The sequence below is a fragment of the Enterobacter cloacae complex sp. HYC033_NIDB genome, assembly GCF_056673335.1.
This window is the reverse complement of sequence record NZ_CP115123.1, coordinates 4,773,709-4,787,595: the sequence shown is the minus strand read 5'-3', so window position 1 is coordinate 4,787,595 and position 13,887 is coordinate 4,773,709. Positions and strand designations below refer to the sequence as shown.

Genomic DNA, 13,887 nt, shown 5'->3' with positions numbered 1-13,887 from the left:
GGATGACATAATGAATCAGACAGAACTTCTCCATGTGAATTTCCCCCATCTGCGGGATCTGAAACCCTTTGATACTGCCCACAGCGCGACGCCGTGGCTGGCGGACAGCGAGACGAAGCACAGCCGCAAGCTCTGCGCCTCTATTGAAGAGGCGGTAAAGCGCAGCGGCTTGCAGGACGGGATGACCATCTCTTTCCACCATGCCTTTCGCGAAGGCGACCGGGTGATCAACACCGTCGTGGCGCTGCTGGCGCGGATGGGCTTCAAAAATCTGACCCTGGCTTCCAGCTCGCTGATGACCTGCAACGACGCGCTGATCGAGCATATCGAGAGTGGCGTCATCACCCGGATTTACACCTCCGGCATGCGCGGCAGGCTGGCGGATGCCATCTCCCACGGGCTGATGGACGAGCCGGTGCAAATTCACTCCCACGGCGGGCGCGTGAAGCTGCTCCAGGACGGCGAGCTGAATATCGACGTGGCGTTTCTCGGCGTGCCGTGCAGCGATGAGTTTGGCAACGCCAACGGCACGCACGGAAAATCGTGCTGCGGTTCGCTGGGCTACGCCATGGTGGATGCGCACTTTGCCCGTAAGGTGGTGCTGCTTACGGAAGAACTGGTGCCGTTTCCGAATATGCCCGCCAGCCTGGTGCAGGATCAGGTGGACTACATCGTGCAGGTGGAGAGCGTGGGCGACCCGGCGAAAATCAGCGTCGGCGCGGCGCGCGTCACCAGCAACCCGCGCGAGCTGATGATCGCCCGCTATGCGGCGGACGTGATTGAACACTCTGGCTATTTCAAACCAGGCTTCTCGATGCAGACCGGTTCCGGCGCAGCGGCCACCGCCTGCACCCGTTTTATGGAAGAGAAGATGGAGCGCGGCGGCGTGAAGGCGCGCTTCGCCCTTGGCGGCATCACCGGCAGCCTGGTGGATCTGCACGAGAAGGGGCTCATCGAAAAGCTGCTCGACACCCAGTGCTTTGACGGCCAGGCAGCGGCCTCGCTGGCGCGCAACCTGAACCACGTGGAGATCTCCACCAACGTCTACGCCAACCCCGGCAGCAAGGCGGCAAGCTGCGACCAGCTCGACGTGGTGATCCTCAGCGCCCTGGAAATCGACGTCGACTTTAACGTCAATGTCATCACCGGCTCCGATGGCGTGATGCGTGGCGCATCCGGCGGACACTGCGACGTGGCGGCGGCAGCCAACCTGACCATTGTGGTCGCGCCGCTGCTGCGAAGCCGCATCCCGACCGTCGTGAAGCGCGTTACCACCCGCCTCACGCCGGGGGAGAGCATTGACGTGCTGGTCACCGACCACGGTATTGCGGTCAACCCGGCGCGCCCGGAGATCCGCGAACGACTCATGGAAGCAGGGCTGAAGGTTGTAGATATCAACGCGCTGTATGAACGAGCGATTTCGTTGACAGGCGTACCGAAACCGATTGAGTTCACCGACAAAATCGTCGGGGTGATCCGCTACCGCGACGGCAGCGTGATCGACACCGTGCGACAGGTAAAGGAGGAAGTGTGACGATTGCGACACCCGTGCGGACGGGTGTCAGCCTGGACGAACTGCTGGCGGCGAAAGAGCGCCGCGCAGCGCGCCAGGCTGACATGCTTGCGCACTATCAACAACCGGTGATCTCCCTCACGCTGGTTACGCCCGGGGAGATCAAAGACAGCCTGCGCTATCGCAACACCATGGGTGTGGCGTTACAGATGTGCGACCAGCTGCTGTGGGAAAACCGCTGGCAGGTGCTGGACCGCCGGGTGCTGTGGCTACCCACCGGACCTGAAGCCTTGTGGTGCGTAGCCCATCCGGCGGCGGAAATTAAAGCGCACTGTGCAGAACTGGAGCAGACGCACCCGCTCGGCAGGCTGTGGGATCTGGATGTGATCTGCCCTCAGCACGGCCACGTCGGGCGTCAGTCGCTGGGGGCGAATCTCAGACGCTGCCTGATCTGTGACGAGCCCGCTCATGCCTGTTCCCGTTCGCGCAATCACCCCGCTGAGCAGGTTGTTTCCCGCGTGGAGAAGATGATCGATGACTGGTTTGCTCGCGACTGAACCGCGCCCGGTTGACGTGCCTGCGCTTGCCGCAGAGGCGCTGTGGCAGGAGCTGGAGCTGACGCCAAAACCGGGTCTGGTGGACAGGCTCAATAACGGCTCCCATTGCGATATGGACCATGCCTTGTTTGTCCGCAGCATTATGGCGATTACGCCGTGGTTTGCCCGGTTTGCGGAACTGGGTGAAGCACATGCGGCCAAACCTGCCGATCGGCAGTTGCGGATTCTCCGCCCGATGGGAATGGCCTGCGAGCAGGCAATGTACGCCGCCACGGGCGGGGTAAATACCCACAAGGGCGGTATTTTTGCCCTCGGTTTGCTCTGCTTCGCCGCCGGGCGTGTGAAAAATATCTCTGCGGATAGCCTCTGTTGTGAGGTAAGTAACATCTGTCGTGGGCTGGTGGCGCGGGAGCTGGTCGGGCGCAGCGGGCAGGCAACGGCGGGGGAGCGGCAGTTTCAGCTGTACGGTTTAACCGGCGCGCGCGGCGAGGCGGAAAGCGGCTTTGCGACGGTGCGTAAGGCTTTGGATGCGTGGAACGGTCAGTCGCTTCACGGCCTGCTGCTGCGCCTGATGGCGGTCAATCAGGACAGTAATCTCGTGTCGCGCGGCGGCATTGAAGGGCTGCGCTACGTTCAGGGCTATGCGCGGGAACTGCTGGCTAACGGCTGGGACTGCGAGGCGTTGCTGAAGATGGATAAGGCATTGATTGAACGCAACCTGAGCCCGGGCGGCAGCGCGGATTTGCTGTCGGTGGGGTGGGTGCTTTCTGGAATAAAATAGCCGGGTGGCGGCTACGCCTTACCCGGCCTACGGTCTGGTTTTCCAGGCCCGGTAAGCGCAGCGCCACCGGGCACAACAATCAATGCGCGATCGGCTGTGCACCGTGCGGCTCGCGCACGTGTTTGTACTTGAACAGCGCGATGAACGCGAAGAACAGCACCAGCGAGTACCCGGCGAAGATCAGCCACACTGGTTGCCAGTTGGTGATGCCGTTAGTGGTATACATCTCAACCACTTTGCCGCTCACCACGCCGCCCAGAATACAGCCGAAGCCGTTGGTCATCATCAGGAACATGCCCTGCGCACTGGCGCGGATTTCAGGCTTCACCTCTTTTTCCACAAACACCGAGCCGGAGATGTTGAAGAAGTCGAAGGCACAGCCGTAAACAATCATCGACAGAACCAGCAGCACGGTGCCGAACGCGCTCGGGTCGCCATAGGCGAACAGACCGAAGCGCAACATCCAGGCGGCGATACTGATCAGCATGACGTTCTTGATACCGTAGCGGCTCAGGAAGAACGGGATGGTCAGGATGAACAGCGTCTCGGAGATCTGCGAGATGGACATCATCACCGACGCGTGTTCGACGATAAAGCTCCCGGCAAACAGCGGATCGTTATCGAAGCTGTGCAGGAAGGTATTACCGAACATGTTGGTGATTTGCAGTTCCGCGCCCAGCAGCATGGAGAAGATAAAGAAGATCGCCATGCGCTTGTTTTTAAACAGTGCGAAGGCGTCCAGGCCAAGCATGGTGCTCCAGCTCTGGTTTTTCTGCTGATTAGATACCGGAATGGTGGGCAGTGTCAGGGTGAACAGCGCCAGCAGTACGGAGAGCGCCGCGCCGATGTAGAGCTGCATATGGCTCAGCTCGAAGCCCGCGAAGCTCACGCCCCACATCGCCATGATAAAGCCGATGGTGCCCCAGATACGGATTGGCGGGAAGTCGGTGACGATATCCAGACCGGCAGATTTCAGGCGATAGTAGGAGATGGTGTTGATCAGGCCAAGCGTTGGCATATAGGCCAGCGAGTTAAGCAGGATCACCATGAACATCGCCCCCGGCGTGGTCACTTCGGCCGCCATAAACAGCGTCCCCGCACCCACCAGGTGGCAAAGCATATACAGCCATTTCGCGCTTAGCCATTTATCCGCCACGATACCGAGCAGCGTTGGCATGAAGACAGCCGCAATACCCAGCGAGCTGTAAACGGCACCGATCGACGCACCATCGAACTTGAGCGTCACAAACATATAGGAGCCGAGTGTAGTCAGCCAGCTACCCCACAGGCAGAACTGCAGAAACGACAAGATTTTAAGCTGCAGCTTAAGGTTCATGTTACTTTCCTCACAAGTGAGCGGGAGATATGTTGTTTTGGGAACATTCAGGGTTGTTATTTGATGCAATTCTATCAGTTGGCAACGATATGTTTTGTTACCTCCCGCAAAAAAATGCAATCCACATTAATTTGCAGTCTGGATTGTGATGCAAATAGCATTTTCGTATGGGGGGGATGAGATGGGTGCGGTCTGATGTCCCCTCACCCTAACCCTCTCCCAGAGGGAGAGGGAACTTGAATACCCTCTCCCTCTGGGAGAGGGCAGGGTGAGGGGTAGTTTTCTAGCGGCGACGGTAGTTCTTCTGCGCCGTATTCACCTTATACAGATAGCGGCGTGATTCCGCAGACGGGTGGCGGGTGGTGAGGGTTGAGTAGACATCCCCCGGCGCCATGCTGTTGATGATGTTCGCGGCCTGCACTTTGTCATTTGAGAAGACGCGCAGCACGCTGCCCGCGCCACCGTTATAGGCGGTGATCACCGCATAGCGGCGTGAGGTTGGGTTATCAATCCCGCCCAGGTAGACATTGTTCAGCATCGCCAGGTAGGCCGTACCGGTATCAATGTTGCTTTGCGGATCGAACAGGTAGCTGCGGCTCGGCGTGCCGGATTTCCCCTGTGCGCGGAACACGTCTTTACCGGCGCTGTGCTGTACAACCTGCATCAGCCCCAGCGCGTCGGAACGGCTTACCGCGTAGGGGTTGAACGAGGACTCGGTCTGCATAATCGCCAGGATCAGCGACTCATCCACGCCATACTTACGCGACGCCTGACGCACCATGCCCAGATACTTATGCGCACGCTTGTCGAGGTGGTTCGGCACCAGGTTGATCGTGACGCTGTAGATCACTTTCAGGCCGTTGGTGCGGCTTTTCAGGCGCGTTTGCAGCAGGTAGTCGGCAAATTTCGTGGCGCGGCCTTCCCAGCGGATCGGCTGACCGGTCTGGTCAACGACCTGGCCATACAGAAACGGCTCTTTGGAGATGGTGATGTCATCGGCATCAGAGTAGAGGTCGATAGACCCCGGATCGTCGCCCATCAGCAGGGTTTTGATGATGGCCTGACGTAAATGCGCCGCAGGTTCAGTCCCTGCGATGGTTTCAACCGTAATCGTACCGTCATCGAAGTTGATGTGGCTACGGGTCTGATAGGCGTCGGTGTACTTAACGTAGTCCTTCGGTCCGGCAATAAGAACTTCGTTAAATCCCCATATGTTCTCGATGTTGTGGGCAAACTGCCCCATCAAAATGTCAAAACCGTTGGTGTCCTTGACCCAGGCTTCGTTGTATTCATCGCCTTTTTTGGAAGAACAAGACACAAGCAACGGCGCAACAAGGGCTAGCGCTAAAAGTTTTTTCATCATTCCGGGAGTGCGTGTTGTGTTTGCTTTGGGGTTGCTGTTGCCGGGTGGCGCTGCGCTTACCCGGCCTACAAAACCGTAGGCCCGTGCAAGCGCAGCGCCGCCGGGCAGCAGCCGCAGAGTATTATTTTTCCGGTGGCGTATAGCCTTCGATATGGACGTCTTTACCCTCGAACAGGAAGTTCACCATCTCCTGCTCCAGCAGTTTGCGGTGTTCCGGGTTCATCATGCTGAGCTTTTTCTCGTTGATCAGCATGGTCTGCTTCTTCTGCCACTGTCCCCAGGCTTCTTTGGAGATCTCGTTGTAAATGCGCTTACCCAGGTCGCCCGGGTAGAGCTGGAAATCCTGGCCTTCAGCGTCGCGCTGTAGGAAAGTACAAAAAATGGTTCTGGCCATACTCATTCCTCTTTGTCTTGCCGATGCTAAACCATTGCACCGACACGTAATTGCTGTAACAGGCGCTCCACGGGAGCCGCCAGCCCGACTGATGGCGGTTGCGCTAAGTTATACCAGAGAGCGTTGCCTTCATCCATGCACGACGTGAATGAGGACACGGGAAGCCACATCGGCACAATATCCAGATGGAAATGGCTGAAGGTATGACGGAACGCGTTGAGTTGCGTCAGGGTATCGGCCGCAATGCCGCGCTGTTCAAGCCATGCCCGAAGCGAGGCTTCATCCTCAAACTGTGGGAAGCAGTATAGACCACCCCACAGGCCACTCGGCGGGCGCTGAGCGAGAAACACCTCGTCGCCATGCTGCATCAGCAGCATGTACCCGGTGCGTTCAGGCAGTGTCTGCTTCGGTTTTTTCCCCGGATACTGCGCCCAGGTGTGGTTCGCATACGCCACGCAGAGGTTGTTTACCGGGCAGAGTTCGCACTTCGGTTTTGAACGGGTGCAGACCATCGCGCCCAGATCCATCATCGCCTGGTTAAAACGCTCCACTCCTTTCGCCGGAGTGACCGCTTCACTGATCTCCCACAGGCGTTTCTCAACCTCTTTCTTGCCCGGCCAGCCATCTACGGCGTAGCAGCGTGCGAGCACGCGCTTGACGTTGCCGTCGAGAATAGGGAAATGTTTGCCTAAAGAGAGGGAGAGGATTGCGCCTGCGGTTGAACGCCCGACGCCGGGCAAATCCGCCACCTCGTCAAAGGTTTCCGGGAATTTACCGTTGTGGCGGGTGGCGACCTGCTGTGCGGCTTTGTGCAGGTTGCGCGCGCGGGCGTAATAGCCGAGGCCTGTCCACAGGTGCAGTACCTCGTCCAGCGGCGCGTTGGCCAGATCGGTGATTGTCGGGAAGCGCGCCATAAAACGCTCGAAGTAAGGAATGACCGTCGCGACCTGCGTTTGTTGCAACATCACCTCGGAGAGCCATACTTTGTACGGCGTTTTTTCAATTTGCCAGGGCAGGGTTTTACGCCCGTATTTGTCGTACCAGTCCAGCACCTGGGCTGAAAATTGAGAGGCTTGCATGGTCATCGATTCGCTTAATCAGGGACGCAGATTGCAGCACAGCGTCAATCTGCTGTAAACCGGATCTTTCCCATGCTTGCATAGAAGCCTTAACTTTGGATAATGCCCGTTTCCCGAACATTCTCACAAGCAGACAACTCTTTTATGAAAAACGACGTCATTTCACCGGAATTTGATGAAAACGGTCGCCCGCTTCGCCGTATTCGCAGCTTTGTCCGCCGTCAGGGGCGCCTGACAAAAGGGCAGCAACACGCGCTGGACAACTACTGGCCGGTGATGGGCGTTGAGTTCAGCGAGCAACCGCTCGACTTCACCGACCTGTTTGGCCGCGACGCGCCAGTGACGCTGGAGATTGGTTTTGGCATGGGCACCTCGCTGGTGACTATGGCGAAAGCGCGCCCGGAGCAGAACTTCCTCGGTATCGAAGTACACTCGCCGGGCGTCGGCGCGTGCCTGGCAACGGCCCACGAAGAGGGCGTTGAGAACCTGCGCGTCATGTGTCACGACGCGGTGGAAGTGCTGCACAAAATGATTCCTGACAATTCTTTGAACATGGTTCAGCTCTTTTTCCCTGACCCATGGCACAAAGCGCGTCATAATAAACGCCGTATCGTTCAGGCGCCGTTTGCCGAGCTGGTGAAAAGTAAGCTCAAGCTGGGCGGCGTTTTCCACATGGCAACCGACTGGGAACCTTATGCGGAACATATGCTGGAAGTGATGTCGTCCCTGGACGGGTATAAAAATCAGTCTGAAAGCAACGACTACGTACCGCGTCCGGATTCACGTCCGGTGACAAAATTTGAACAGCGTGGCCATCGTCTTGGTCACGGCGTATGGGACTTAATGTTCGAGAGGGTGAAATAATGGCAAAGAATCGTAGCCGTCGTCTGCGTAAAAAGATGCACATCGAAGAATTCCAGGAAGTGGGCTTCTCCGTTGCCTGGCGCTTCCCGGAAGGCACCAGCGTTGAGCAGATCGATCAGGACGTTGATGCGTTCATCAACGAGGTGATCGAGCCAAACAAGCTGGCCTTCGACGGTAGCGGCTATCTGGCGTGGGAAGGTCTGATTTGCACCCAGGAAGTGGGGAAATGCACCGAAGAGCATCAGGCGCTGGTACGCAAATGGCTTGAAGACCACAAACTGGAAGATGTCCGCGTTAGCGAACTTTTCGACGTTTGGTGGGACTAATAAAGCAAGAACGGGCCAGCATTAGCTGGCCCATTTTGTCTGAGGGAGTGTTAAAGATGCGCAAAACGTTGCTGGCTGTTGCTTTACTGGCAATCGGAACCACCGCCCATGCGGAGTATAAATGTAGCGTCACCCCGCGTGATGACGTGGTGCTGAGTCCGCAAACCGTGCAGGTTAAGGGCGAGAATGGCAATCTGGTGATTACGCCGGATGGCAACGTGACCTTTAACGGCAAACCGCAAAACCTGACGGCCGCCCAGCGCGAGCAGGCGATGGACTACCAGGCCGAGTTGCGTACCGCGCTGCCCTGGATCAACGATGGCGCGCTGACCCGCGTTGAAAAGAGCCGCGTGGCGCTGGATAAAATCATCACCAAAGAGGTGGGGGAGAGCAGCAATATGCGCACCCGCCTGACGAAGCTGGATAAACAGCTGAAAGAGCAGATGAACCGTATTATCGAGACGCGCTCTGATGGCCTGACGTTCCACTATAAGGCGATCGATCAGGTGCGTGCCGACGGTCAGCAGCTGGTGAACCAGGCGATGGGCGGCATTCTCCAGGACAGCATCAACGAGATGGGCGCCAAAGCGGTGCTGAAGGGTGGCGGTAATCCGTTGCAGGGTGTACTGGGTAGCCTGGGCGGACTGCAAACCTCGATTCAGAACGAGTGGAAGAATCAGGAAGCCGATTTCCAGCAGTTCGGCAAAGACGTGTGTAAACGCGTGGTGTCTCTGGAAGACAGCCGGAAGGCGCTGGTGGGGACGCTGAAGTAATTCACTTAGCCCCTCACCCTAACCCTCTCCCCAAAGGGGCGAGGGAATAGTTTGCTCCCTCACTTTAACCCTTTCCCTAAAGGGGCGAGGGAATAGTTTGCGCCCTCACATTAACCCTTTTCCTAAAGGGGCGAGGGGATGGTTTGCCCCCTCTCCCTTTCAGGGAGAGGGCCGGGGTGAGGGTTGCAGCGCTTGCAGCGTTTCAAGGATCCTTTCTAACACCGCCTCTTCGTTATTCCAGAGTTCGTTGTTCCAGAATCGAATAACGTGCCAGCCCTTATGGTTTAACCACAATGTCCTTTGTCGATCGTATTCCTGCTTTTCATCATGTTGTCCGCCATCTAGCTCAACGGCCAGCCGAGCCGCGCAACAGGCGAAATCCAGAATGTAGTGACCTACCGGGTGCTGTCGGCGAAATTTATAATTTTCGAAACGGCGGCTGCGCAGTAAATACCAAAGCCGCCTTTCTTCCTGTGTCAGCTCGCGTCTGAGCTGTTTTGCATAAGAACGAGTAATTTCCATCCCCACACTCTGCCAGCCTTTCCCTCAGCCAGCAGAACGGGATGCAAAATCCTGAATCAGCCTTCAGGATTTTCAGCGAGGAACAGCTCAAGAAGGGAGTTTAAGAACAGCTTGCCGTGCTCGGTGATCTGCCAGGACTCATCACACTCGGTCAGATACCCCTGCGCCAGCGCCTCGTCAATCTGCGGACGAATCACTGACTCCGGCAGCCCGGTATAACGCGTAAATTCCGCGCGCGGTGCGGCTTCCAGCAGACGGAAGCGGTTCATAAAGAACTCAAACGGCTTATCCGCCGCCTCGACGTCGTGCTGACGCTCCAGGTAGCGGCCTTCCATATACCCGCGCGGGTGACGCGTTTTGGCGGTACGCAGAATGCGTCCGTCCGGGAAGGTCACTTTGCCATGTGCGCCGCAGCCAATTCCCAGATAATCACCAAAACGCCAGTAGTTCAGATTGTGCTGACACTGATAGCCCGGCTTCGCATACGCCGACGTTTCGTATTGCTGATACCCCGCCGCGGTCAAAAGCTGGTGGCCCTGCTCGAAGATATCCCACAGCGCGTCATCGTCCGGCAGCACCGGAGGACGGGAACCAAACAGGGTGTTAGGCTCAATGGTCAGCTGATACCACGACAGATGCGGCGGATTCAGTTCAATCGCCTGACGCAAATCGTCCAGCGCTTCTTCGAGCGACTGATCCGGCAGGCCATGCATCAGGTCGAGGTTAAAGCTGCGCAGCCCAAGCCCCGTTGCCAGGTTTGCCGCGCGTTTTGCCTCTTCCGGGCCGTGGATACGCCCCAGACGCTTCAGCTTTGGCTCGCTAAAGCTCTGCACGCCGATAGAGATACGGTTCACGCCCGCACGCTGATACTCGACAAAACGGTCGGCCTCAACGGTACCGGGGTTGGCTTCCATCGTAATTTCAGCATCCACTGCCAGGTTCAGGCGTGCGCGCACGCCATCCAGCAGCGTCTGCATCGCCGGGCCTGAAAGCAGGCTCGGTGTACCGCCACCAATAAAAATGGTCTTCACTTCACGTCCCTGTGCGTACGATACATCAGCATCCAGATCGGCCAGCAGATGCGCGACGTAATCATCGTGCGGCACTTCGCCCTTCAGCGCGTGCGAGTTGAAATCGCAGTACGGGCATTTCTGCACGCACCATGGGATGTGAATATAAAGACTCAGAGGCGGCAAATTAGCCATTACGCAGTGCTTCCAGTAACAGTTTCAGGGCGCGTCCACGGTGGGAGATCGCGCTTTTCTCTTCGCGGGTGAGTTCCGCAGCGGTTTTTCCCTCGGTCGGGACAAAGAAAATCGGGTCGTAACCAAAGCCGCCGTTGCCCGCCGCTTCACGGGTGATCACGCCCGGCCAGCTGCCGTGACAGACAATCGGCGTGGGATCTTCCGCGTGACGCATGTAGACCAGCACGCAGTGGAACTGCGCGGTACGCTGTTCGTCAGGGACGTCTTTCAGGGCCACAAGCAGCTTTTCCAGATTCTGCTGGTCGGTGGCGTCCACCCCGGAATAGCGGGCGGAGTAAATCCCCGGCGCACCGCCCAGAAAATCCACGGCCAGACCGGAGTCATCGGCTATCGCGGGCAGTCCGGTGATCTGCGCGGCGTGGCGCGCTTTCAGAATGGCGTTTTCGATAAACGTCAGGCCGGTCTCTTCGGCGGAGTCCACGCCCAGCTCGGTCTGGGCCACCACGTCCAGCCCAAAATCATTTAATAGCGAGGCCAGCTCGCGCACTTTACCGGCGTTACCGGTGGCGAGAACAACTTTCTGCATGGTTTAGTCCTGTTCTTTCAGAGCCGCGACTTCCGTCGGGATAGATTGCGGGTTAAGGATTTTTACCTGTTTATGCCGGCCAAGTTCACCTTTCTCAATGATGACCTGGCTTTTAGCGACGCGAAACTGTTTAGCCAGATATTTGGTCAGATGCGCATTCGCCTGGCCGTCAACCGGCGGGGCAGTGATGGCGACTTTTAGCTCGTCGCCATGCAGCCCAACAATACTGTCGCGGCTGGCTTTCGGCTGAATGTACAGCCGCAAAACCAGCCCGTCGGCGCAGGGGCTAACTGCACTCATAACGCCATCCACAGCCCCGGCAGCAGCATATTACCCGTCGCCTGTAACAGTTCCGCGATACCCATATTCAGCACGTACAGCAGCAGAACGAGAAGCATCGGGGAGAAGTCGATTCCGCCCATTGCAGGCAGCAGGCTACGAATCGGACGCAGCAACGGTTCAGTCAGCTGAATCAACGCGTACTCCACCGGGCTACGGCCCCGGCTTACCCAGCTCATGATCGCCATCACCAGCAGGACCCAGAAGATCAGCGAACCGACGGTTTTAACCAGGATCAGAACGGCTGAAATCCAGATAATTGGCTGGAAAGTGATGACCATAAACAGCACGATCGCTTTGATAACGCTCAAAATAAACGCCATCAGCAGAGATGAACTGTCAATTGGCCCCATTGCCGGAATGACGCGGCGAAGCGGCCCCACAACGGGCTGCGTGATTTTCACGATAAATTGTGAGAATGGATTGTAAAAATCACAACGGGCCCACTGCATCCAGACGCGCAACAGCAGCGCCATCGTATACAGTTCAATGACCGTTGAAAGCAGGAAAGTCAACGTCTTCATGGCGTTCCTCAGGTTTCCTTATTATTGGGGGTAATCGCGCGCACCGAAAATTGCCGTGCCGATGCGCACCATGGTGCTGCCTGCCGCGATGGCGGCTTCCATATCGTCCGACATGCCCAGAGAAAGCGTGTCTACCGTGTCATAGCGCGCCTTAAGCGCCTCAAATGCTACAGCCATTTGCTGTGCCACGGCAAACTGCCTTTCATAACTTGACTCTGGCGCCGGGATAGCCATCAGCCCGCGCAGGGTTAAGCGCGGCAGCGCCGCCACGTCCGCCGCCAGCGCATCCAGTTCGCCCAGCGTAATGCCGGACTTGCTGTTTTCATCACTGATGTTGATTTGAATCAGCACGTTAAGCGCTGGCATCTCCATAGGGCGCTGGTCGCTCAGACGGGTAGCGATGCGCAGACGATCGATGGTGTGGCACCAGTCAAAGTGCTCTGCTACCAGACGGCTTTTGTTCGACTGTAGCGGACCGATAAAGTGCCATTGCAGGTCTGTATTTCCCCGTTCCCGGAAAGCACGAATTTTATCCACGCCTTCCTGCACATAGTTTTCACCAAAGGCACGATGACCGGCGGCTATCGCTTCTGCGATGGCGCTCGCAGGCTTAGTTTTGCTGACTGCAAGCAACGTAATTTCTTCTGAAGCACGGCCGCAACGCGTTGCCGCGGCTGAGATTTTGTCCCGGACCTGTGCCAGGTTATGCGCAATGTCGTTCATTTTCCGAGGAGTAGTCTATGGATGTGGAAGAAATTGTGGCCCTTAGTGTAAAGCATAACGTCTCCGATCTACACCTGTGCAGTGATTCGCCACCGCGCTGGCGCAGGTCAGGCCGTCTTGAACCTGCGCCGTTTCCGCCCCCGGATGTGGAGGCGTTATTAAAAGCGTGGCTCAACGACGAACAGCAGGGCGCATGGTGGGCAAACGGGCAAGTGGATTTTGCCGTTACCCTCGCAGGCCGTCAGCGGCTGCGCGGCAGTGCGTTTAAGCATATGCTCGGCGTTTCGATTGCGCTGCGGCTGTTGCCGCTGACGTGCCCGCAGCTCTCTGCGCTAGGTGTGCCGCGAGCGATCCCGGAACTACTGTCCAATGACAATGGCCTGATTCTGGTCACCGGCGCCACCGGCAGTGGGAAATCGACCACCCTGGCCGCGATGGTCGATTTCCTCAATCACCAGACGGACGGGCATATTCTGACCCTGGAAGATCCGGTGGAGTTTATGTACCAGAGCGAACGTTGCCTGATCCAGCAGCGGGAGATAGGCCAGCACAGCCCGTCCTTTGCCGAGGCGCTGCGCAGCGCGCTGCGTGAAGATCCGGATGTGATTCTGCTTGGTGAGCTGCGCGACAGCGAGACGATACGCCTGGCGCTGACGGCGGCGGAAACCGGCCATCTGGTGTTAGCCACGCTGCATACGCGCGGCGCGGCGCAGGCGATCGAGCGCCTGGTCGACACCTTTCCAGCGCAGGAGAAAGATCCGGTGCGTAATCAGCTGGCGGGAAGCCTGCGTGCGGTCCTGGCGCAGAAGCTACGTCAGGATGTCCAGGGCGGGCGCGTGGCGCTGTATGAGCTACTGGTGAATACCTCGGCGGCGGCAAACCTGATCCGCGAAGGCAAAACCTGGCAACTGCCGGGCATTATTCAAACGGGGCAGCAGGCGGGAATGCAGAACTTTGAGCAGAGTCTGGCGGAGCGACGGGCGCAGGGGCGGCTGTAGCCCC

The 13,887-nt window shown here is 57.7% G+C and carries 17 protein-coding genes; 7 read left to right on the top strand and 10 right to left on the bottom strand.

What is annotated here, in order from left to right; translation table 11 throughout:
* Positions 1 to 10 precede the first annotated feature (10 nt).
* Genes citF through citG form a run of 3 tightly spaced genes read left to right on the top strand, consistent with a single transcriptional unit; the run spans position 11 to position 2,851 of the window.
* On the top strand, positions 11 to 1,534 hold the full coding sequence (gene citF / locus O1721_RS22940) for a citrate lyase subunit alpha (protein ID WP_045324807.1): 1,524 nt from the start codon (positions 11 to 13) through the stop codon (positions 1,532 to 1,534).
* Positions 1,531 to 2,070 carry a citrate lyase holo-[acyl-carrier protein] synthase gene (gene citX / locus O1721_RS22935; RefSeq protein WP_032649492.1) on the top strand — a complete coding sequence of 180 codons (540 nt, stop codon included), beginning with the start codon at positions 1,531 to 1,533 and terminating at the stop codon, positions 2,068 to 2,070. The genes citF and citX overlap by 4 nt, the downstream gene beginning before the upstream one ends.
* Positions 2,048 to 2,851, top strand: coding sequence for a triphosphoribosyl-dephospho-CoA synthase CitG (gene citG, locus O1721_RS22930; RefSeq protein WP_032649490.1), 804 nt, complete (start codon positions 2,048 to 2,050; stop codon positions 2,849 to 2,851). The genes citX and citG overlap by 23 nt, the downstream gene beginning before the upstream one ends.
* 79 nt (positions 2,852 to 2,930) lie before the next feature.
* On the opposite strand, the gene O1721_RS22925 is transcribed toward citG, so the two are convergent.
* From O1721_RS22925 to mutY, 4 genes are all read right to left on the bottom strand, one after another.
* Positions 2,931 to 4,187 carry a nucleoside permease gene (locus O1721_RS22925; protein ID WP_015571846.1) on the bottom strand — a complete coding sequence of 419 codons (1,257 nt, stop codon included), beginning with the start codon at positions 4,185 to 4,187 and terminating at the stop codon, positions 2,931 to 2,933.
* 283 nt (positions 4,188 to 4,470) lie between these two features.
* Entirely contained in the window at positions 4,471 to 5,547 is a 1,077-nt protein-coding gene (gene mltC, locus O1721_RS22920; RefSeq protein WP_017382930.1) for a membrane-bound lytic murein transglycosylase MltC, read from the bottom strand.
* Positions 5,548 to 5,671: 124 nt separating this feature from the next.
* A complete protein-coding gene (locus tag O1721_RS22915) occupies positions 5,672 to 5,944 on the bottom strand; it encodes an oxidative damage protection protein (protein WP_003862425.1) in 273 nt (90 codons plus the stop codon).
* Positions 5,945 to 5,970: 26 nt separating this feature from the next.
* Positions 5,971 to 7,023, bottom strand: coding sequence for an A/G-specific adenine glycosylase (gene mutY, locus O1721_RS22910; RefSeq protein WP_168728606.1), 1,053 nt, complete (start codon positions 7,021 to 7,023; stop codon positions 5,971 to 5,973).
* A 144-nt stretch (positions 7,024 to 7,167) separates the two neighbouring features.
* Between mutY and trmB the strand changes: the two genes are divergently transcribed.
* The 3 genes from trmB to O1721_RS22895 are packed head-to-tail and all read left to right on the top strand — an operon-like array spanning position 7,168 to position 8,986.
* On the top strand, positions 7,168 to 7,887 hold the full coding sequence (gene trmB, locus O1721_RS22905; protein WP_015571843.1) for a tRNA (guanosine(46)-N7)-methyltransferase TrmB: 720 nt from the start codon (positions 7,168 to 7,170) through the stop codon (positions 7,885 to 7,887).
* On the top strand, positions 7,887 to 8,213 hold the full coding sequence (locus O1721_RS22900; protein ID WP_003862421.1) for a YggL family protein: 327 nt from the start codon (positions 7,887 to 7,889) through the stop codon (positions 8,211 to 8,213). The genes trmB and O1721_RS22900 overlap by 1 nt, the downstream gene beginning before the upstream one ends.
* A gap of 56 nt (positions 8,214 to 8,269) precedes the next feature.
* Positions 8,270 to 8,986, top strand: coding sequence for a YggN family protein (locus tag O1721_RS22895; protein ID WP_015571842.1), 717 nt, complete (start codon positions 8,270 to 8,272; stop codon positions 8,984 to 8,986).
* A gap of 159 nt (positions 8,987 to 9,145) precedes the next feature.
* Here O1721_RS22895 and O1721_RS22890 read toward each other — a convergent pair whose 3' ends face one another.
* From O1721_RS22890 to O1721_RS22865, 6 genes are read right to left on the bottom strand one after another with little or no spacing between them, the layout of a single operon-like run.
* The gene (locus tag O1721_RS22890) at positions 9,146 to 9,508 is read right to left on the bottom strand and encodes an endonuclease domain-containing protein (protein ID WP_032649485.1); all 363 of its coding nucleotides are present in this window, start codon (positions 9,506 to 9,508) and stop codon (positions 9,146 to 9,148) included.
* Between the two features lie 56 nt (positions 9,509 to 9,564).
* On the bottom strand, positions 9,565 to 10,713 hold the full coding sequence (gene hemW / locus O1721_RS22885) for a radical SAM family heme chaperone HemW (protein ID WP_017382926.1): 1,149 nt from the start codon (positions 10,711 to 10,713) through the stop codon (positions 9,565 to 9,567).
* Positions 10,706 to 11,299 (bottom strand): XTP/dITP diphosphatase, encoded by a 594-nt coding sequence (locus O1721_RS22880; protein ID WP_015571839.1) that lies wholly within the window; start codon positions 11,297 to 11,299, stop codon positions 10,706 to 10,708. Before O1721_RS22880 ends, hemW begins: the two co-directional genes overlap by 8 nt.
* A gap of 3 nt (positions 11,300 to 11,302) precedes the next feature.
* Positions 11,303 to 11,599: a DUF167 family protein YggU gene (gene yggU / locus O1721_RS22875; protein ID WP_023304404.1), complete on the bottom strand. Its 297-nt coding sequence runs from the start codon at positions 11,597 to 11,599 to the stop codon at positions 11,303 to 11,305.
* Positions 11,596 to 12,162: a YggT family protein gene (locus tag O1721_RS22870; RefSeq protein ID WP_015571838.1), complete on the bottom strand. Its 567-nt coding sequence runs from the start codon at positions 12,160 to 12,162 to the stop codon at positions 11,596 to 11,598. The genes yggU and O1721_RS22870 overlap by 4 nt, the downstream gene beginning before the upstream one ends.
* Positions 12,163 to 12,183: 21 nt before the next feature.
* Positions 12,184 to 12,885 (bottom strand): YggS family pyridoxal phosphate-dependent enzyme, encoded by a 702-nt coding sequence (locus O1721_RS22865; protein WP_032649482.1) that lies wholly within the window; start codon positions 12,883 to 12,885, stop codon positions 12,184 to 12,186.
* Between the two features lie 17 nt (positions 12,886 to 12,902).
* On the opposite strand from O1721_RS22865, the gene O1721_RS22860 reads away from it, so the two are divergent.
* Entirely contained in the window at positions 12,903 to 13,883 is a 981-nt protein-coding gene (locus O1721_RS22860; RefSeq protein ID WP_017692691.1) for a type IV pilus twitching motility protein PilT, read from the top strand.
* Positions 13,884 to 13,887: the final 4 nt, after the last annotated feature.

Bases quoted from the DNA above. Each gene is read 5' to 3' on its own strand.
- citF (WP_045324807.1), top strand. From the start codon at position 11: ATGAATCAGACAGAACTTCTCCATGTGAATTTCCCCCATCTGCGGGAT.
- citG (WP_032649490.1), top strand. From the start codon at position 2,048: ATGACTGGTTTGCTCGCGACTGAACCGCGCCCGGTTGACGTGCCTGCG.
- O1721_RS22895 (WP_015571842.1), top strand. From the start codon at position 8,270: ATGCGCAAAACGTTGCTGGCTGTTGCTTTACTGGCAATCGGAACCACC.
- O1721_RS22890 (WP_032649485.1), bottom strand. From the start codon at position 9,508: ATGGAAATTACTCGTTCTTATGCAAAACAGCTCAGACGCGAGCTGACA.
- O1721_RS22915 (WP_003862425.1), bottom strand. From the start codon at position 5,944: ATGGCCAGAACCATTTTTTGTACTTTCCTACAGCGCGACGCTGAAGGC.
- O1721_RS22900 (WP_003862421.1), top strand. From the start codon at position 7,887: ATGGCAAAGAATCGTAGCCGTCGTCTGCGTAAAAAGATGCACATCGAA.
- O1721_RS22865 (WP_032649482.1), bottom strand. From the start codon at position 12,885: ATGAACGACATTGCGCATAACCTGGCACAGGTCCGGGACAAAATCTCA.
- mutY (WP_168728606.1), bottom strand. From the start codon at position 7,023: ATGCAAGCCTCTCAATTTTCAGCCCAGGTGCTGGACTGGTACGACAAA.
- O1721_RS22880 (WP_015571839.1), bottom strand. From the start codon at position 11,299: ATGCAGAAAGTTGTTCTCGCCACCGGTAACGCCGGTAAAGTGCGCGAG.
- hemW (WP_017382926.1), bottom strand. From the start codon at position 10,713: ATGGCTAATTTGCCGCCTCTGAGTCTTTATATTCACATCCCATGGTGC.
- trmB (WP_015571843.1), top strand. From the start codon at position 7,168: ATGAAAAACGACGTCATTTCACCGGAATTTGATGAAAACGGTCGCCCG.
- mltC (WP_017382930.1), bottom strand. From the start codon at position 5,547: ATGAAAAAACTTTTAGCGCTAGCCCTTGTTGCGCCGTTGCTTGTGTCT.
- O1721_RS22870 (WP_015571838.1), bottom strand. From the start codon at position 12,162: ATGAAGACGTTGACTTTCCTGCTTTCAACGGTCATTGAACTGTATACG.
- O1721_RS22860 (WP_017692691.1), top strand. From the start codon at position 12,903: ATGGATGTGGAAGAAATTGTGGCCCTTAGTGTAAAGCATAACGTCTCC.
- O1721_RS22925 (WP_015571846.1), bottom strand. From the start codon at position 4,187: ATGAACCTTAAGCTGCAGCTTAAAATCTTGTCGTTTCTGCAGTTCTGC.
- yggU (WP_023304404.1), bottom strand. From the start codon at position 11,599: ATGAGTGCAGTTAGCCCCTGCGCCGACGGGCTGGTTTTGCGGCTGTAC.